This is a genomic window from Bacteroides mediterraneensis (genome assembly GCF_900128455.1).
GTDB classification, from domain to species: domain Bacteria; phylum Bacteroidota; class Bacteroidia; order Bacteroidales; family Bacteroidaceae; genus Phocaeicola; species Phocaeicola mediterraneensis.
The window spans coordinates 1,322,816-1,341,703 of record NZ_LT635783.1; the positions used below are offsets into that span (position 1 = coordinate 1,322,816).

The window sequence follows — 18,888 nt, forward strand, 5'->3', positions numbered from 1 at the left end:
CATATTGCTTTTAGACGCGGTAAATTTTCTTTTTCTTGATGAAAAACAGCCACCGTAGGAAAGATGCGGTGAAGGTGTGGCTGAAGGAGTTGATTTCGTCCGTGCGGTCGTCAATGTCGTTCAGCAGTCTTTCTGCGTCTTTTTCAGACAACATACCGCTGTTGACCATCTGCCGCACGGTACGGCGTTCATTGCTCAGCAGCATACGGATGGATTTGACAGTCAGTGCGTGGCCGTATGCCTTCGGGAAATTTTCCGCCAGGTTGCCGATAAAGGTTCCCATACGGGTGATGTTGTCGTTAATCTCTGCGCGTAGGACTTCCAGTACGGGTTGCTGTTCACTGGTAATCCATTCGGACGACGTCAGGTCGTTCAGCAATTTCAGGCTTTCTTTCTGCAAGATGATGAATCCCCGCCCCAGATCATAGACCACCGTGATGCGTTCACGGAAATAGAAGGTCATCCAGTTCTGGAGGTAAGGAAGTCCCCGCAGATTGTTCAGCACATCGGTTCGTTGGCAGAACTTGAAGATGGAATGCCGCATGTTCAGCGGATACTTCCCGTCGTGGTCATACAGTTCATCCAGTGAGTTCATAAGTCGCAGGAAGACCACTTTCGAGATAACTCCTTCTTCATAAATCTGCCGGCAGACAGCTTTTTCCTTGTCCAGCACGCGCAGACGGATTTCCGGAAGCATGGCTTGGTTCTGCGGATTCTTGGCCGGTTCTTGCGGGCGGTTGGTCATGTAGCTTTCCACCTTGTTCCAGTTGGCACCTTCCAAGGCTTCTCTCTTCTTCAGGCTTTCTAGGTATTTCTCGGAATTTTCGCGAACCGATTTCTCAATACGGTATTCCAGCATGGTACGAGCCGAGGGGATGTGTGTCAGTCCCAATCGGTTCAACAGTGCCCGCATGGTCGTGGCATTGATGCACAAGGTCAGGGTCACAATGCCGGCTGTGAAGAACAATACCTGACTCCGGATATCTTCGGGAATAGCCGGGGTATAGGAGACCATCAGGGCCAGCGTCATGGCCAGTGCCCCGCGCAGTCCGCCCCAGGTGAGGATGACCGATTCCCGTTTGGTAAGTCCGTATCCCAACCGTTTCATAACCGGATAGAGCATCATAATCATGGCAAAGCGAATCAGGTTGAGGGCGACATAAAGGAGTAGGAGTATGCCGAGCGCACTCCAGGAGAAGTCCACTTTTTCCGCAATGACGATGCCCACCAGAATAAAAATCAGCGTATTGGCGATGTAGGTCAGCAGCTCCCAGAAATGTTCCATGAAGGTGTTCACCTGAGGCTTCAGCCGTGGTTTCCCTACGTAGGTTACGGTCAGCCCGAAGGCTACGAGGGCAATAACGCCCGACACACCGAGGTAGTATTGCGAGAGGATGAACGTGAGATAAGCTGCCAGGATGATGACACTGTTCTGCACCATTTCCTCCGAATTGATGCGGGTGATGAACCAGATGACGATGCGTGCCAGAAAGAATCCTAGCAGGGTACTGATGCCCACTTCCTGAATGAATGTGACGAGAGGAGAGGTATGGCTGGCTTCGCCCGACACGTAGGCTCCGAAGAAGAGCATGAAGCACACGATACCTGTTCCGTCGTTCAGCAGGGATTCCGCATCTACGAGGGTGGAGAAACGTTTACTGGTTTTCAGCTCGTGCAGCAGGGCCACGACGGCTACCGGGTCGGTGGCACTGATCAAGGCACCGAACATGAGGGCAAATGCCCAGGTCCATGATTCGAGCCCGGGAACAAACGTGGCGATACCCATAAGGAAAGCCCCTGTCAGCAGCATGCAGATGACGAGTCCCGGAGCAGCCAGCAGGGTGGCGTTGGCCAAGGTCTTCTTGAAGATATGCAGGTTGAGTTCGTAGGCCGCATCAAAAATCAGGATGGGCAGGAACAGGTAGAGAATCAGGTCGGGATTGATGTTGGCTACAGAATTGACGGCACTGTGCAGTTCTGGCATCGATTGGAACACTCCAGTGCGGTTCAGTACGCCGACAAGGATTCCGATGGCGAACAGACCGACTGTGTAGGGAAGTCGGCTGTGCTTGAGCAAGGATTTCAGGATAGCCCCGATAATGAGTCCTCCGATGGTCAGCAGCAGAGGGGCAAGAAAGGTGTATTCTTCCATAGTTTGTTGTCCAATAAAAATGAGCATTTGAATATTTAACAAAGTTAAAAAATCAAATGCTCATAAACAAGTGGTTTGCTTCTTATTTCTCCTTTTTTCTTGCGATTTCTTCGGCCATCTTGCGGGCAGTAGCCCGGTCGGGCTTACCAGTTCCGGTCTGTGGCAACTGCCGGATGCGGAAGATTTGCTTGGGTCGCCAATAGGGAGGAAGGGAATTGAACGCCTTTCTCAAGGCTGTTTCCGGGCAAGTGCCGTGCTCGTCTTCCAGCAGCAGTACGATGCGCTCCCCAAATTTAGGGTCGGGGACGGCAGTTATTTGGAAGGGAGTTGCCAGAAAGGATTTCAGCGCATTTTCCACCTCTTCAATCTGTACCTTGACGCCCCCCGTATTGAGCGTGTTGTCTTTTCGTCCCAGAATACGGAACTGTCCTTGTGTGTTAAATTCACAGATGTCATTGGTGGTCAGGATGTCCGGGCAGACAGCTGGGGCCTGGATGGTCAGGGTATGTTCCGGTGAAAGAGATAGCTTGACGTATGGGAAGGGCGTGTACCAGTCGGAGGCTTCCGGACCGTTGAGGCGTCGCAAGGCAATGTGCGACAGGGTTTCCGTCATGCCATACGTGCTCCATACGGCGTGTGGAAATGACAACAGTTGCTTTCCCAAAGACGCATCGATGGCTCCTCCGCCGATGATGAGGTGACGGATTTGCCGAAGGCATTCTTTTTCTTCGGCCACTTGCAAGGTGTTGTACACCTGCATGGGAATCATGGCAGCGAAAACGGGAGCAGTACTTCTCTGTGCCAGTGGATGTCCGCTGGGAGTGACTGGAAGCAGGTTCAGTCCGGCCACCAGCGCACGGACTACTACCATCTTTCCGGCGATATATTTTAATGGCATGCAGAGAAGGGCCGTATCGTTTGCCGTCAATTCCAAAAAGCTGACCGTCAGCATGGCGCTTTGCATCATGCGTTGTTTTTCTACCCGTAGTGGCTTGGGTGTCCCCGTTGAACCGGAAGTGTGTACCTGTACAGTATCGTTGTCGTCAAACCATTCACTTAGGAAATCGGCTAAGTAAGCTTGGAAACTGTCCGCTCCGTATTGGGCATAGAAGGTTTCCTGTAGGATACTGGGTTGGCCTTCCTGTCGGGCACGGGCCTCTGCAACCGAATAGTCCACTCCTTCTATCCGGATGTGCTGACGGGCAATGTCGGTGATAAATGTAGGATTGTTCATGTCAGGGACGATTCAGGAAAGTTAGAAAATCAGGGGCCTTTTCTTCGGGATGGAACCACAGGCAGTCGCCCTCGATGTGCAGCGGATAGTCGAGGTTGTCGGTAAAGAGTAGGCCGGTACCGAGTCCCTGTGGCATGGTCGGGTGAAGTGTGGCACACCATTGGGCGATGGCGTTCAGGCCGATGTTCGATTCCAGCGCCGAAGTCACCCAGTAGCCGATGCCCCTTTCCTGAGCCAGTGAAATCCATTCTTCTGCCCCTCGGATGCCTCCGTGGAGCGACGGTTTCAGGATGATGTATTGCGGACGGATGGTATCTAGCAATTCTTTTTTCCGGCAGGTTTCGTTCACGCCAATCAGTTCCTCGTCCAATGCGATAGGGAAGGGAGAGGCGGCGCATAAAGTCTTCATTGCTTCCCATTGTCCGGCCCGTATGGGCTGTTCGATGGAATGTAGCTGGAATTCGTTCAGTTGTGTCAGTTTCCACAGGGCATCTTCCGGTTGGAAGGCTCCGTTGGCATCCACACGGAGTTCGATGTCGGAAGCGGAAAAATGACGGCGGATGTGTGCCAGCAGTTCCAGTTCACGTTCAAATTCGATAGCCCCGATTTTTACCTTGATACACCGGAATCCGGCTTTCATCTTTTCTTCAATGCGGCGGTACATCTCGTCAAAATTGCCCATCCAGATGAGTCCGTTGATGGGAATACCTTGTGTGCCTCGGCTGAAGGGCGTATCCCAAAATCTCAGGCTATGGGCTTGTAGGTGGGCAAAGGCCGTTTCCAGTCCGAAAAGGATGGACGGATAGGGGTGGAGTGCTTCGTAGTCGATGAGACCATCGACTGCGGTCTTTTCACAGATTTCAGCCAGCAGACGAGGGTAGTCGGGCAAGTCATCACAGCTCAGGGCAGGAAGGGGGGCACATTCACCTACACCACACTGTCCGGTTTCCGTGTCGGTGAGCAGCAGATACCAGACTTTCCGGGTGTGGTACACTCCGCGAGATGTACCGGCAGGTTGTTTGAAATGGAGGGTACGCGGAAATATTTTCAATGAATACATGATAAATTCTATGAGGGATGAAACAATAAGCGGACAGAAAGCAAAAGCAAGTTTCGCTTTCTGTCCGGTAGAAATTTGTGGGATGAATCAATCAGGGGAATTTAGGATACTTGCTCCAGTCGGGTTTCCGTTTTTCGAGGAATGCTTTTCCGCCTTCCTGTGCTTCGTCGGTCATGTAATAGAGCATGGTGGCGTCTCCGGCAAGTTCTTGGATACCAGCCTGTCCGTCCAATTCCGCATTGAGTCCGGCCTTGATCATGCGCAGGGCCAGTGGACTGTGTTGCATCATGGTTTCGGCCCATTCCACTACTTCATCTTCCAGTTGGTCGAAAGGCACCACCTTGTTCACCAGTCCCATTTCCAGTGCTTCTTGGGCAGAATACTGGCGGCAGAGGAACCAGATTTCGCGGGCTTTTTTCTGTCCCACAATCCGGGCCAGATAAGAAGAACCGAATCCGGCATCAAAACTGCCCACACGAGGCCCTGTCTGTCCGAAGATGGCATTATCGGAAGCGATGGTCAGGTCGCAGACCACGTGGAGCACATGTCCGCCCCCGATGGCATATCCGTTGACCATGGCAATGACCGGCTTCGGGATAGAGCGGATTTGTTTCTGTACATCGAGCACGTTCAGACGGGGTACGCCGTCGGTGCCTACATAACCCCCGTGCCCTTTCACGTGCATGTCGCCGCCGGAGCAGAAGGCTTTGTCGCCGGCGCCTGTCAGTACCACCACGTTGATGTCCTGACACTCACGGCAGATGAGCAGGGCATCGCTGATTTCAGAAGTAGTGGTCGGGGTGAATGCATTTCTATATCGCGGACGGTTAATGGTAATTTTGGCAATACCATGATAGAAATCAAACAGAATATCCTGGTATTCTTTGATGGTTTTCCATTCTCTGGGTTGTGACATAATGCTTGTTATTTTAAGTTGTGATAATATGTTTTCAGGTGTTCAATGTCCTTGTCTTTTTCTGTAAATACTTCCAGCAGCATCGGTTGTGAAGTGATGGAAGGCTGGGTGAATGCCTCGACAGCCTGGTCCAGCTCCTCGTCGTTATGGGCGGAGAGGTAGTGGAAGCCACGGTCTTCGGCCCATGCTTTGGCCGAGGTGCGGTGTGTGGCCGTGATGAAACGTCGGCTGTTGTCCTGCATCTCCAGTCCCGGAAGTGCATGGAAAATTTCGCCTCCTTCGTTGTTGAGCAGGAGAATGCGTACGTTGCTTCCGTAGTTGGTGTTCCAGAGGGCATTCATGTCATAGAAGAAACTTAAGTCGCCGATAAAGATGAAATTGAGCTTGTCGGAGGCTGTGGCGTAACCGAGGGCTGTGGACAAGGAACCTTCGATGCCGTTGGTTCCCCGGTTGGACAAAACTTCCACTTCCTGAGGGAGCGGGAACAGTTGGGCATAGCGTACCGTTGAGCTGTTGGCCAGGTGGAGTGAGCAAGGTGTCGGCAGGTGCCTGATGACTTTTCCGATGGCACTCATCTCGGAATAGGGAAATTCGGCTTGCGGAATCTGCTTGGACAAGGCTTCCCAGGCACGCGGGTATTCCGGCGTACGGGTGTCCATCATCGGCGCAATCTTTTCCAAAAACTCAAACGGGTCCATCTCGATGACGGTGGTCAGAGAACCGAAGAGGTCGGCTATTTGTCCGTCGGGAGCTACGTGCCAGTGTTCTACCGGCGGATGGCGACGAAGGAATTTCTTGAGCCGTTTGGAGATGATGTGTCCCCCGTATGTGATGAGCAGTTCCGGACGCATCTTTTGCTGCGCCTCAAAATCCATGGAGCAGAGCAGCGGCTCGATGTTGCGGATGGGTTGTCCCGGAATGGTCTGGTTGCTGATGTTTTCGGTGAACCAGGCAAAATGCTTGTAGAGCATCTTGCTAGATTTCTTGTCGAACAGGTAAATCAGGTTCATCTGTCCCACCACCACCATGCGTCGTTGGTAACGGTTCAGCCGTTCGATGAGCGGCTGGTAGTCCTTGTCGTACACGTTCAGTCCTTGGTAACGGGTAATGACCCGTGCTTCGGGAAGTTCCGTTACCGGAAGTTTAAAGAAGGGCTCACTGATGGGAACATTGATATGTACAGGTCCTTTTCCATGGTGGTCAAGTTCCATGAGAGCCTCGTTGATAAGTCGGTTGCAATACCATTCGTCTTCTTCCGTCTGTACTTCGGGCAAGTTGACCGATTTTTTGACCAAGCTGCCAAACACCCCCGGCTGCGGAAGCGTTTGTCCGTCCATCTGGCCAATCCATGCTGCAGGGCGGTCGGCCGAAATCACTACAAGAGGAACTTGCTGATAGAAGGCTTCGGCCACGGCTGGGTGAATATTCAGCAGGGCCGTACCCGATGTGCAGCAGATTGCCGCAGGTTGGCCTCCGTTCAGTGCCAGTCCTAAGGCAAAAAAGCCGGCACTACGTTCATCGGTCACCGGATAGCAAGTAAACTCCGGAATGTTGACCAAGGTTTGTACGATGGGAATGTTCCGGCTTCCGGGGCATAACACAATCTTCTGTATGCGGTGAGCTTTCAGCAGGGCTACGAGCTGCAAGATATTTTTTTTGTCGGTATACATGATTCTTTTATATGTTTTAGATTGACAGGATATTTCGCATGGTATTCATTTTCTGCTGCGTTTCTTCCCATTCGGAATCGGCGGTGGAGTCGGGCAAGATACCTCCTCCCGCATAAAGGGTGGCTGTATTTCCTTCCACGTGCATGCAGCGCAGATTGACATAGAGGGTGGTATCACCTTGCGGATCTATCCATCCGATGATGCCGGAATAGAAAAGACGGTCGTGCGGCTCTGTTTGCAGAATGAACTGATAGGCTTCTTCCTTTGGGAGTCCGCAGACGGCGGGAGTTGGGTGCAGTTCTTGCAGTACATTGCCCAAATGGTCTGTGTCCTTTAGTGTAAAGTGAAAGTCGGTCTTTAAATGTACCAGCTGGCCGGCTCGGGCGGTATAGGGCCCTTTTTCGATCAGCTTGCTGCCGAATTTCTTGACGGTCTTACGGATATATTCTCCTACAAAGGCCTGCTCTTCCCTGTTCTTTTTGCTCCATTCCGTAGGCATGATTTCTCCCTGCATGGGCATGGTGCCTGCCAGGGCCACAGTGTGCCATTCCTTCTCGTGTCCGCTGAGGATGATTTCGGGCGTACTGCCTATCCACGTACCGGTGGAAGGAGTGTGACACAAGGATATCATCATGCGCGGATAACTGTTGCAGGCTTGGATGAACGTAGCCAGTGGAGAAAACGCTTCGTGCAGTGGCTGGACCGTACTTCTGGAAAGCACCAGTTTGCGGAACAGCTTTTCTTTCAGCGGAAGGATAAAGTGGCTGAATGTTTCGGTATATTGTTCCTTTTCTTCTTTTTCAGAGGGTTGTGGCGTTGTACCCGCCTTGTCTTGAGGGAGAGATTGAAGCGGATGCATGGATGCTGGATGGCGAGTCATCCATTCCTGCAAGGCTTGTTTAATCTCTTCCCAGTCGTGTGCCACGATGTCCGGACGAATTAATATTGCGGGGCGTGTGTCGGTCAGTTGGAACGGAGATAAAAGAAACCCTTTTCGCCGATTCACTTCTTTCAGACTATTTATAATGATGGGCTTTCCTTCTTCTTGCATAACCAGGATCGGTTCATCTGTCCACGGGAGCCGGTATAGCGCAAAGCACACTTCTTGCCCCGTAAATGAATCGATAAGGTGGTGATAGATGGTTTCCGGAGTTTTCATGAACGTTTCTTTACTATTTGGTTGACGATGCGTGCAGTAGAAATCAAATTTCCCGTAGAGTTGGTGATGTCTACATTCCACAAGTGAGAGGTGCGGCCACGGTGAATCAGTCGTCCTGTAGCAATCACATATTCTCCCTTGGGAACCATGCGGAGGTGGTTGGCACTGACTTGAATGCCACAGGGCATTTCTCCAGGGCTACACAACGGGATGGAGCCGTGTCCGGCTACAATTTCCGCGAGAGCCAGCGAGGCTCCGCCATTGAGTATGCCAAATGGTTGGCAGGTCTTTTCATCGACTGGCATTTGGGCTTTGACATATCCCTCTTCCATTTCGAGAAACTGAATACCTAGATGGGCTCCCATGGAGTGACTCAAATCAGGCAGTTTGTAAGAGGTTTTATCATTCATGGATGCGTTCAGTTTGTGGTTATAGTTGCAAATGTACACATTTCCCTGCAAAACATGAGAATTCATTGAATAATTAAACATCTTATGGAAGAGTTGTTAAATGAAAAGAATAACAAGTTTTGTGTAATTGGCGGATTACCTTGTCTATTCATAAAACAAACCTGCGGTTTCCATGAAAAAAATAAACTTTTTTTGTCTCTTGGATTCTTTTTTGTTATTTTTGTTATAAACAAAGAGTGTATGGACTTGTTATGAAGCATTATTATAAAGTGGGAATAGGGGTCGGCCTTTTCTTTTTGTGGATGATGATGGGATGTGGTGTGAAGGAGAATAGGAGCCCGGTCGATTTCTTTGAAAGATTTTATCAGCAGATGGAGAGAATTTCTGCCGAATCACCGGAGCATGTCAGCCGGATGGTCGATCGGATTATTCCGTCTGTAAAAGATAGCACGATGTATTATCGTCTATTGTTATTGAAAGTAAGGAGCTGTTTCCTTTCGTTTAGACTGGATTCTGCCTCTTATTTTCTGGATAAGATTGGGGCTTTTTGCGATAGGCAGGCAGATAGTCCGGAAGTAGCTCGGTTGTATGCAATGGTTTACAACGCGAGAGGGAATATTTGTGTACGTACTTCTCAGGCGGATTCCGCTTGCCAGTGTTATCTGAAGTCCTTTGAATATGCCACTCGCGGTGGTAATCGTGAATCTTTACCTGATATCTGTCTGAACTTGGCTGATGTTTATGTAAAAAAGGGGCGCTATGATTTAGGAGCTCTATGGTACAATCGTTCTTTGTCTATTGCCGATTCATTAAATATGTCTGACAAGCAAAGATTCCCGGCTTATTATGGGCTGGCTCAAGTGAATATGGAATTGAGGGATTTTGCCGCGTGCGATTATTATTATAATCTGGCTTCCCGTTATTATGACCAGATGCATCCTTTTGAGAAGCATATTTATTTGAACAACAGAGGAAATTCCTATTACTACCGCCAAGATTACAAGACTGCCCTGAAATATTTCCGTCGTTCGTTGGGGGTAGTCAATCAATATCCGGATATGAATTTTGAGCGGAATCTGACCATGATTAATTTGGGGGAAGTGTTTCTGCTGTTGAACAACTTGGATTCCGCTTCCTATTATTTACAGAAATGTCGGGGCTTTTTTGATTCCATTCACCATTCCACAGCTTTGTATTGTATTGATACGCAGCTTATGGAGCTGGCGTTGAAACAGGGTAACGTAGCCTTGGCTCAAGAACGTCTGAAACATGCGAAAGAATATGACCAGGTGGAACCCAATATGATTCATGTACGCAACCGTTATTTGCAGCGGTATTATGAAAAGGTGGGGGACTATAAACAGGCGTATCATTATTTGAAGGAAAATCACCGTATGGACGATTCCATACGAAATGAGCGGGTGAAAATGCGTGCGGCTGAAATCGAATTGAAGTATGAGCAAGACAGCACGCTGATGAAAAAGGAGATTTTTATTCGTGAGAAGGAGAATCAGCTACTTCAGATGCATCAATGGATGTATATCATTGTAGGTGGATGTTTTCTGTTGATAGCAGTGGCTTTTGTCATCATATTGTATCGCAAGCGTTTGCAGGAGAAGGAGCAATGGCGTATGCAGAGTGCAATTTCTTCTTTGCGTCTGGAGAATGTGCGTAACCGGATTTCTCCCCATTTTGTTTTTAATGTGTTGAATCGTGAAATGAACCTTCATAAGGGTGAGGCGGAAAGCAAGAACCTGATTGGGCTGACGAAATTGATACGTAGGAACTTGGAACTGACTGATTGTCTGGCTGTATCACTGGCGGATGAGCTGGAATTTGTGGATACGTATGTAGATTTGGAGAAAGAATCATTGGGAGATGATTTCCATTTTCAGCAGGAACTTGATGAACGGATTGATTTGCAGGCAGTGAAAGTGCCTTCCATGTTGTTGCAGATACCTGTGGAGAATGCCATCAAGCATGGGTTGCGGCTAAAAGAGGGAAAGCGGTTGTTGATAATTAAAGTCAGCCGGTTGGACGATGGGCAAGTAGATATTGTGGTTTGTGACAATGGAGGAGGTTATCGTCCGGTAAGTGTGAATCGAGGTACGGGAACAGGTATGAAGGTGATTACACAAACTATCCAATTGCTGAATGCGTATAATCCACGTCCTATTTTGGTGAAGATTAATAACGTGGTGGTAGGAGATGAGAATGAGATGGGATGCGAGGTACGGTTTGTTGTTCCATTGAACTATTCTTTTCAATTTAAGAAAATTAGAAAGGCATGAATGATAAAATTAAGGCCGTCATTGTGGATGACGAAGAAACGGCCATTGATAATCTTTGTTTTGAACTCAAGAAGTATCAATGGGTATCAGTGGAAGGGATTGCCCATAATGGAAATTCAGGCATCCGTCTGATTGAGAAAGAGCATCCGGATTTGTTGTTCTTGGATGTGGAACTCCCCGATATGCTGGGGATGGACGTGGCTATCAAAGTGCATGAGATTCAGAACTGGGACATGCATATTATCTTTTATACGGCGTATAACAAATATCTGATAGACGCGTTGCGTAATTATGCTTTCGATTTTCTTTTAAAGCCTGTAGATCCGAATGAACTGGCTAAGGCTTTGGGACGCTTGCGTGAGACGGGTGTAAAGAATTCTACGAATTTTCTGGTGAATAATGGCCGGGAAGGGGAGAAGTCTTTCATGGTAGTTACCCCGATGGGTGATTTACGGGTGTTGCGTGTGTCTGATATCGGTTATTTCCGGTATGTATCTGACAGGAAAATCTGGGAGGTAGCTTTGGCTAATGGGTCTTTTATTCCTTTAAAACGGAATACAAGGGCGGAGCATCTTTGTGCATACGACCCGGCTTTTGTGCAGATTCATCAGTCGTATATCATTAACATGAATTATTTGTTGATGGTACAAGGGGGACAGTGTGTGATGTATCCCCCGTTTAATGAGGTCGATGAGCTTCAGGTTTCAAAGAAATACAAAAAGGAAATGATGGAACGTTTCTGTCAATTGTAGTGAATTTGTTTTTGCAGTTTAGTGACAAAAAAACTGTATTTGGTAATGGATATGTTGTCTATGGTTCATAAGCCGTAGTTTGTGCTTTTTCCCATATTAAAGATATTTTTATTTTTGCATTAAAACTTATTAATGAGATTGAGTATGAAAAAAGTTAGATGCAAAAGTTTGTTTTTGTTGGGAAGTCTGTTGATATGGGGGGGCACGCTACATGCTCAGTATCTGCGTTCTTCTTATTTTATGGAAGGCACCAGTGCACGTTTGCAGTTGAATCCGGGCCTGCAGCCAACAAAGGGCTATTTCAATGTTCCTGTCATTGGCTCATTTAACATGTCGGCTTCTTCTAATGTACTGGGTACAAGTGACATCATCGATATCTTAAATTCAGGAAGTGATTTGTATTCAAATGATAAGTTGTTTGATCGCTTGAAGACGGATAACCGTTTGAATGTGAATCTGAATACCGATATTTTATCTTTTGGCTGGTATAGAGGAAAGGGTTTCTGGAGTGTGAATGCCGGTTTGCGTGCGGATGTTGGAGTGGCATTGGCAAAAGACATGTTCTCCATGATGCGTACAATGAACGGCTTTTCTCTGGAGAACATCGCAGGTACCAACCAGAGTTATAATATGTCTAATCAGACGTTGAATATGAAGATGTATGCCGAACTGGGATTAGGGTATTCTCGTCAGATTACAGAAAAGCTGACTGTAGGGGCACGCATAAAGATATTGTTGGGATTGGCCCGTGCTGAAATGAATGTGAACAGGTTCGACTTGAATTTGGATGTACCCAACTTGAATTACCCTAGTTATTCAGATTATGCTTCTCGTGGCGAACTTTCTCCTTCGGATTGGTATGGAGCTCATTATGATTATGTGGCAGATGGTAACGTAATTACGACCTTGAAAGGGGGTGGTATGACATTTGACCAGAATGGAAAAATAGATAATTTCGACTTGGAGGCAGGTGATTTGGGTGTTGCAGGTTCTGGATTCGGCATTGATTTGGGTGCAAGTTATAAGGTCTGGGACAATCTGACCGTATCTGCTTCTCTGCTGGATTTGGGCTTCTTGAAATGGAAAGAGAGTGAGACCACGGTGGCTACGGTAACGGGCAGTGAGAATGTGACGATTACGTCTGAGAATTACGACCATTATATTGGAGGCGATTTCTTGTCATTTGAGCGTTTTGATTTTAAAGAAGGCTCTCCAGAGAAGGTAAAGACGAAAACTCGCTTGTATTCTACTTTGCTGCTTGCCGGAGAATATGGTTTGTTGAATAACAAATTGAGCGTGGGAGCAATGTATACGGTTCGCTTCGTACAACCTAAGGCTTTAAATGAATTGACCTTTCTGGCTACGATTCGTCCAAAGAGTTGGTTGAATGCAGCTATCAGCTACTCTCCGATTCAGGCTGGCGGTAAATCAATCGGTCTGGCCGTGAAATTGGGCGCATTATTTGTAGGAACCGATTATATGTTCTTTGGTGGTAATTCCAAGGCTGTAAATGGATTCTTGGGCATTTCTTTCCCTTTGGGTGGTGCTCCTAAATCTTCTGCTGAATTATAAGTTATCTATTGCTATACGTATAGGCTGCCTTCCCAATTGTAAATGTGTATTGTCTATGGGTTACATTGGGTTGGCAGCCTTTTTTATGGATTTTCAGAAGGAAAGTTCTTTTAATACCTCTCCATTGAGTTGGCGGATAGCGATTTTTCCGTGTTCGTAGCTTGCAAAGGTAGGAGGGTTCCCTCCTTTAGGGAAAGTAATGGAGCCTGTATTGCAGATAATCCCATGTCCCGTTTTCTCCAGTTTCCACAGGTGAGTGTGTCCGTAGAAGAAGGCGTCATATCCATTACAGGGTAGTTGTTCTTCGTGGTAGATGTGACCGTGCGTGAGGAATAGCTTTTTTCCTTCATCCACCACTAAGGTGTAGTCTGATAAAATGGGAAAGTTCAGCAGCATTTGGTCTACCTCAGAATCACAATTTCCACGTATGGCCACGATGTCTGAGGATATTTCGTTTAATTTCTCGGCAATACCTTTAGGATTGAGTCCTTCTGGCAGTCCGTTTCGGGGGCCATAGTTTAGAATATCTCCCAAGATGAGGAGCATGTCGTAATGATGAGTATGGTAGAACTGCAACACTTGTTCCAAGGCAGGAAGACAGCCATGTATGTCTGATACGATTAAATATTTCATATATGTGTGGTTTTAATTAAAGCGGTGCAAACTTAGTAAAAAGCAGGTATTTGTCATAAAAAAACGGCCGCCTTATATAGGCAGCCGTTCTTATTATGAGGGGCTAAATGAATTATTCAGCTTTTTCGTTGCTCCAGTCCATTGCAGCCATACGTTTGTATGAATCGTAACGTTTCTTGGCCATCTTTTCGCAAGCTTCGAACAAGTCGGCAGCTTCCGTCGGATACTGTTTCATTACAGATGCAAAACGGACTTCACCTTTCAGGTAATCCTGGAAGTTATCCCAGTTCGGTTCTTTAGAGTCGAGTGAGAACGGATTCTTACCTTCGTCTTCCAAAGCCGGGTTGAAGCGCCACAAGTGCCAGTAGCCGCATTCTACAGCTTTTGCTTCTTCAGCCTGAGATTTACCCATACCAGCTTTCAAACCGTGGTTGATACATGGAGCGTATGCGATGACCAATGACGGTCCAGGATATGCTTCTGCTTCGCGGATAGCTTTCAATGTCTGAGCTTGGTCAGCACCCATCGCAATCTGAGCTACATATACATAACCGTAAGTAGTGGCAATCAGACCCAGGTCTTTCTTGCGTACACGTTTACCAGAAGCAGCAAATTTAGCGATAGCACCCAGCGGAGTAGCCTTAGAAGACTGACCACCTGTGTTAGAGTAAACTTCAGTATCCAGTACGAGGATGTTTACATCTTCGCCAGAAGCGATGACATGATCCAAACCTCCGTAACCGATATCATAAGAAGCACCATCACCACCGATAATCCACTGTGAACGTTTGATCAGGTAATCTTTGAACTCAGCGATAGTAGCACAGTATTCGCATTTGTCTTTTGCAGCTTCTACCATCGGGATAATCTTTTCAGCAGCAGCTTTGCTCTTGTCTGCATCGTTGCGTCCGTCAATCCATTCCTGGAATGCTTCCTTGTATTCGGCCGGAGTTCCTTCAGCGGCAATAGCAGCTTTCATGGCATCTTCCAAACGGTTACGCAGTTTCTTGTTGGCCAATTCCATACCCAAACCGAATTCACAGAAGTCTTCGAACAATGAGTTAGCCCAAGCAGGACCCTGACCTTTTTCGTTGGTAGTGTATGGAGTTGAAGGAACAGAACCAGAGTAGATAGAAGAACATCCAGTAGCGTTTGCTACCATTTCACGGTCACCGAACAACTGAGAAATCAGTTTCACGTACGGAGTTTCACCACAACCAGAGCAAGCTCCAGAGAACTCGAACAACGGAGTAGCGAACTGAGAGTTCTTCACGTTAGCTTTGATGTCTACCAAGTGCTGTTTAGACTTCACGTTCTCTGAGCAGTAAGTCCAGTTGGCAGCTTCAGGCAGCTGGCTTTCCAGATGTTTCATAGTCAAAGCCTTGCCACCCTTCTTCGGGTTACCCGGACATACATCGGCACAGTTACCGCAACCCAGACAGTCGAGTACGTCTACCTGTACGCGGAATGTCATACCGTCGAATTGCTTGCCGACAGCCTTCAGCATCGGGAAGTTTGCACCCTTCTGTTCTTCTGCATCGAGTACGAACGGACGGATAGCAGCGTGAGGACAAACGTATGCACACTTGTTACACTGGATACAGTTTTCAGGATTCCATTCCGGAACGAATGCAGCTACACCACGTTTTTCGTATTTAGCTGTTCCCTGATGCCATGTACCGTCTTCGATACCCTTGAATGCAGATACCGGCAGCAAGTCACCATCCTGCGCATTGATCGGACGAACAACTTCGTTGATGAATGCAGGATCGTTGTTGGCAGCAGCAGCTTCCACTTCCAGGTTAGCCCAAGCTGGGTCTACAGTCAGCTGTTTGTATTCACCACCACGGTCAACGGCTGCGTAGTTCTTGTTGACTACGTCTTCACCCTTCTTGCCGTAAGACTTCACGATGAACTTCTTCATCTGTTCTACAGCCAAGTCTACAGGAATAACGCCTGTGATACGGAAGAATGCAGACTGCAGGATAGTGTTGGTACGGTTACCCAGACCAATTTCCTGAGCAATCTGAGTGGCGTTGATATAGTAAACAGTGATGTTGTTTTCTGCGAAATATTTCTTTACCTTGTTCGGCAGGTTCTTAGCCAGTTCTTCACCTTCCCAGATAGTGTTCAACAGGAAAGTACCGTTCTTGCGCAGACCACGGGTTACATCGTACATGTGCAAGTAAGCCTGAACGTGGCAAGCTACGAAGTTCGGAGTGGTTACCAGATAAGTAGAGTGAATCGGGTGATTGCCGAAACGCAGGTGAGAACAAGTGAAACCACCAGATTTCTTAGAGTCGTATGAGAAGTAAGCCTGGCAGTATTTATCTGTGTTGTCACCGATGATTTTTACAGAGTTCTTGTTGGCACCAACTGTACCGTCAGCACCCAAACCATAGAACTTAGCTTCGAATACACCTTCTGCACCGAGAGCGATTTCTTCTTTCTGAGGCAGAGAAGTGAAAGTCACGTCATCCACAATACCGATAGTGAAGTGGTCTTTCGGCATCGGGAGTTCCAGGTTTTCGTATACTGACAGAATCTGAGCCGGAGTAGTATCCTTTGAACCCAGACCGTAACGTCCGCCTACAATCAACGGAGCATTTTCCTGTCCGTAGAATACGTCTTTTACATCCAGATACAACGGTTCGCCGTTTGCACCCGGTTCTTTTGTACGGTCGAGAACAGCAATACGTTTTACAGTCTTAGGCACCTTAGCCAAGAAGTGCTTAGCAGAGAACGGACGATACAAGTGAACGGCTACCAAACCTACTTTCTTGCCCTGAGCAGTCAGGTAATCGATAGCTTCGCGAGTAGCTTCTGTCACAGAACCCATGGCGATGATGATGTTTTCTGCATCTTCTGCACCATAGTAGTCAAACAGACCGTAGTTACGTCCTGTGATCTTGTTGATTTCGTTCATATATTCTTCTACGATTGCAGGAACTGCCTCATAGTAAGGATTACCTGATTCTCTGTGCTGGAAGAAGTGATCCGGGTTCTCAGCCATACCGCGTGCAACCGGTTTGTTAGGACTGAGGGCACGTTCGCGGAATTCAGCCAATGCTTTCTGGTCGATAAGCGGAGCCAAATCTTCGTTGTCCAGTTTTTCAATCTTCTGGATTTCGTGAGAAGTACGGAAACCGTCGAAGAAGTTAACGAACGGTACACGTGATTTAATTGTAGACAAGTGAGCTACACCCGCCAAATCCATAACTTCCTGTACAGAACCTTCACACAGCATAGCGAAGCCCGTCTGACGGCAAGACATCACATCCTGATGGTCACCGAAGATACACAATGCATGAGAAGCCAGTGTACGTGCTGAAACATGGAATACGCAAGGCAAGAATTCACCTGCGATTTTGTACATATTAGGGATCATCAACAGAAGACCCTGAGAAGCAGTATAAGTAGTTGTCAATGCACCAGCCTGAAGAGAACCGTGTACTGCACCGGCAGCACCACCTTCAGATTGCATTTCCTGAACCAATACAGTTTCGCCGAAGATGTTTTTACGACCTGCGGCTGCCCATTCATCTACATGTTCAGCCATAGTAGATGACGGAGTGATAGGGTAGATAGCAGCTACTTCCGTAAACATGTACGAAATATGAGCAGCAGCTTCGTTACCATCACAAGTGATGAATTTTTTTTGTTTAGTCATACAATTACTAATTAAATATTGAGTAATACAATCATATTGTTATCAGTATAAGAAACCAAATAGCCACAAGGGTATTTGGTCTCCGTGTCCTATTTCCATCTTGTGCATCGCATAGTAGATGTTTGGGTTGCTTTTGTATTTGCTTCCTTCTCCACATATCCGGAAATGGAGGTTGTCGTCTACTACAAAAGATGTCCCTTTTTCGCCCTTGTTTACCTTGTGGTCTTTCCATAAGGAATTGACAAAGAATGTTTCCAGTACATCCTGTTCTTCCACTTTTACCGGGTAGATACTGTACATCAGATTCGTGTTGTGCATCATGATTTTAGCCGGTTTTTTAGGAAAACTTTCACCTTTCGGATAAACCATGTTGATCAGCCTTGAATCTGCCAAATATTTGATGTAGTTCATGACCGTAGCTCGTGAGGTTTGTATCTCGCTGGCGAGTTGGCTCACATTGGGTGCAACCGGTCCATCTACAGCTAGCAAATATAGTAATTTTTTGATTTTAGACAGATATTTCAGCTCAATTTGTTTGATGAGGAGAATGTCCACTTCAATCATCATGTTCATGGTTTTCAACAGGTTCTCGGAGAAATTCCTTTTTTCTAGAAAGAAAGGGTAAAACCCATGATGGATGTAGTCCTGGAAATAATTGAGCGGATTGATGTGCGGTAAAATCGTTTTTACGATATGTTCGTGGTTATGCAAGACTTCATCGAGGGTGTAAGAGGAAAAATGATTCCCTGTTTGTAGATTTAAAAATTCACGGAATGAGAACCCTCTCAGATTATAGGATTTAACGATACCGTTCAACTCTGGATTTTCATCTTTCAGTCGCATGACAGAAGAGCCGGTAAACACGATTTTGAGCTGTGGATACCGTTCATAACACGTACGCAGGTCGTGGCTCCAGTTGGGAAGCTTGAATACTTGGTCAATTAGTAGTACTTTTCCTCCTCGTTTGACGAATTCTCCCGCAAAGTCTACCAGACTATACTTGGAGAAATAGAAATTATTCATGTTTACGAACAAGCATGAACGGTCTGTCCCGAATTTTTCTTTTGCATATTGTAAAAGAAAGGTGGTTTTTCCTACCCCTCTTGTACCTTTAATACCAATCAGTCGGTCGTTCCAGTCAATTTCGTCCATCAGGTCACGACGTACAGGGGCATTGGTATGTTCTACCAAATAGCTATGTGTTCTGTAAAATGCTTCCATGAATTCTGTATCTACGCTGCAAAGATACGAATACTTCATTATATTGCAAACTGGAGATGACAAAAATTCATTTCCTCTAGAAAGATTTTTTGGTTCTTTTTTAGCGGAATTTTAAGGGAAAAGGTGAGAGGAAAAAGCTACAAGCATC

The 18,888-nt window shown here is 47.0% G+C and carries 13 protein-coding genes; 3 read left to right on the forward strand and 10 right to left on the reverse strand.

From position 1 onward, the window contains the following. Positions 1–10: 10 nt before the first annotated feature. The 7 genes from BQ7480_RS05260 to BQ7480_RS05290 form a co-directional block, all read right to left on the reverse strand. Positions 11–2,152 (reverse strand): cation:proton antiporter, encoded by a 2,142-nt coding sequence (locus BQ7480_RS05260; RefSeq protein ID WP_072543911.1) that lies wholly within the window; start codon positions 2,150–2,152, stop codon positions 11–13. A gap of 82 nt (positions 2,153–2,234) precedes the next feature. Next, positions 2,235–3,386, reverse strand: coding sequence for an AMP-binding protein (locus BQ7480_RS05265; RefSeq protein WP_072542011.1), 1,152 nt, complete (start codon positions 3,384–3,386; stop codon positions 2,235–2,237). Between the two features lies 1 nt (position 3,387). Beyond that, complete coding sequence (locus BQ7480_RS05270; protein ID WP_072542012.1) at positions 3,388–4,446, reverse strand: o-succinylbenzoate synthase; 1,059 nt, start codon at positions 4,444–4,446, stop codon at positions 3,388–3,390. 91 nt (positions 4,447–4,537) lie between these two features. Next, positions 4,538–5,362, reverse strand: coding sequence for a 1,4-dihydroxy-2-naphthoyl-CoA synthase (menB, locus tag BQ7480_RS05275; protein WP_072542013.1), 825 nt, complete (start codon positions 5,360–5,362; stop codon positions 4,538–4,540). Between the two features lie 8 nt (positions 5,363–5,370). Further along, on the reverse strand, positions 5,371–7,032 hold the full coding sequence (gene menD, locus BQ7480_RS05280) for a 2-succinyl-5-enolpyruvyl-6-hydroxy-3-cyclohexene-1-carboxylic-acid synthase (RefSeq protein ID WP_072542014.1): 1,662 nt from the start codon (positions 7,030–7,032) through the stop codon (positions 5,371–5,373). 16 nt (positions 7,033–7,048) lie between these two features. Further along, positions 7,049–8,191, reverse strand: a complete 1,143-nt coding sequence (locus tag BQ7480_RS05285) for an isochorismate synthase (protein ID WP_072542015.1) — start codon at positions 8,189–8,191, stop codon at positions 7,049–7,051. Beyond that, positions 8,188–8,601, reverse strand: coding sequence for a PaaI family thioesterase (locus BQ7480_RS05290; protein WP_072543912.1), 414 nt, complete (start codon positions 8,599–8,601; stop codon positions 8,188–8,190). The genes BQ7480_RS05285 and BQ7480_RS05290 overlap by 4 nt, the downstream gene beginning before the upstream one ends. 251 nt (positions 8,602–8,852) lie before the next feature. Between BQ7480_RS05290 and BQ7480_RS05295 the strand changes: the two genes are divergently transcribed. The 3 genes from BQ7480_RS05295 (at position 8,853) to BQ7480_RS05305 (ending at position 13,216) form a co-directional block, all read left to right on the forward strand. Beyond that, positions 8,853–10,892 (forward strand): tetratricopeptide repeat protein, encoded by a 2,040-nt coding sequence (locus tag BQ7480_RS05295; RefSeq protein WP_235816638.1) that lies wholly within the window; start codon positions 8,853–8,855, stop codon positions 10,890–10,892. After that, positions 10,889–11,644 (forward strand): LytR/AlgR family response regulator transcription factor, encoded by a 756-nt coding sequence (locus tag BQ7480_RS05300; RefSeq protein ID WP_072542016.1) that lies wholly within the window; start codon positions 10,889–10,891, stop codon positions 11,642–11,644. The genes BQ7480_RS05295 and BQ7480_RS05300 overlap by 4 nt, the downstream gene beginning before the upstream one ends. Before the next feature lie 144 nt (positions 11,645–11,788). Then, positions 11,789–13,216, forward strand: coding sequence for a DUF5723 family protein (locus BQ7480_RS05305; RefSeq protein WP_072542017.1), 1,428 nt, complete (start codon positions 11,789–11,791; stop codon positions 13,214–13,216). A 93-nt stretch (positions 13,217–13,309) separates the two neighbouring features. Here BQ7480_RS05305 and yfcE read toward each other — a convergent pair whose 3' ends face one another. The 3 genes from yfcE to BQ7480_RS05320 all read right to left on the reverse strand — a co-directional run bounded on the left by yfcE (position 13,310) and on the right by BQ7480_RS05320 (position 18,740). Beyond that, the gene (yfcE, locus tag BQ7480_RS05310) at positions 13,310–13,849 is read right to left on the reverse strand and encodes a phosphodiesterase (RefSeq protein WP_072542018.1); all 540 of its coding nucleotides are present in this window, start codon (positions 13,847–13,849) and stop codon (positions 13,310–13,312) included. A gap of 112 nt (positions 13,850–13,961) precedes the next feature. Further along, the gene (gene nifJ, locus BQ7480_RS05315; RefSeq protein ID WP_072542019.1) at positions 13,962–17,519 is read right to left on the reverse strand and encodes a pyruvate:ferredoxin (flavodoxin) oxidoreductase; all 3,558 of its coding nucleotides are present in this window, start codon (positions 17,517–17,519) and stop codon (positions 13,962–13,964) included. Positions 17,520–17,561: 42 nt separating this feature from the next. After that, entirely contained in the window at positions 17,562–18,740 is a 1,179-nt protein-coding gene (locus BQ7480_RS05320; RefSeq protein WP_072543914.1) for an ATP-binding protein, read from the reverse strand. Positions 18,741–18,888: the final 148 nt, after the last annotated feature.

Coding starts and splice junctions, on each gene's coding strand:
- BQ7480_RS05260 (WP_072543911.1), bottom strand. CDS start 2,152: ATGGAAGAATACACCTTTCTTGCCCCTCTGCTGCTGACCATCGGAGGA.
- BQ7480_RS05265 (WP_072542011.1), bottom strand. CDS start 3,386: ATGAACAATCCTACATTTATCACCGACATTGCCCGTCAGCACATCCGG.
- BQ7480_RS05270 (WP_072542012.1), bottom strand. CDS start 4,446: ATGTATTCATTGAAAATATTTCCGCGTACCCTCCATTTCAAACAACCT.
- menB (WP_072542013.1), bottom strand. CDS start 5,362: ATGTCACAACCCAGAGAATGGAAAACCATCAAAGAATACCAGGATATT.
- menD (WP_072542014.1), bottom strand. CDS start 7,032: ATGTATACCGACAAAAAAAATATCTTGCAGCTCGTAGCCCTGCTGAAA.
- BQ7480_RS05285 (WP_072542015.1), bottom strand. CDS start 8,191: ATGAAAACTCCGGAAACCATCTATCACCACCTTATCGATTCATTTACG.
- BQ7480_RS05290 (WP_072543912.1), bottom strand. CDS start 8,601: ATGAATGATAAAACCTCTTACAAACTGCCTGATTTGAGTCACTCCATG.
- BQ7480_RS05295 (WP_235816638.1), top strand. CDS start 8,853: ATGAAGCATTATTATAAAGTGGGAATAGGGGTCGGCCTTTTCTTTTTG.
- BQ7480_RS05300 (WP_072542016.1), top strand. CDS start 10,889: ATGAATGATAAAATTAAGGCCGTCATTGTGGATGACGAAGAAACGGCC.
- BQ7480_RS05305 (WP_072542017.1), top strand. CDS start 11,789: ATGAAAAAAGTTAGATGCAAAAGTTTGTTTTTGTTGGGAAGTCTGTTG.
- yfcE (WP_072542018.1), bottom strand. CDS start 13,849: ATGAAATATTTAATCGTATCAGACATACATGGCTGTCTTCCTGCCTTG.
- nifJ (WP_072542019.1), bottom strand. CDS start 17,519: ATGACTAAACAAAAAAAATTCATCACTTGTGATGGTAACGAAGCTGCT.
- BQ7480_RS05320 (WP_072543914.1), bottom strand. CDS start 18,740: ATGGAAGCATTTTACAGAACACATAGCTATTTGGTAGAACATACCAAT.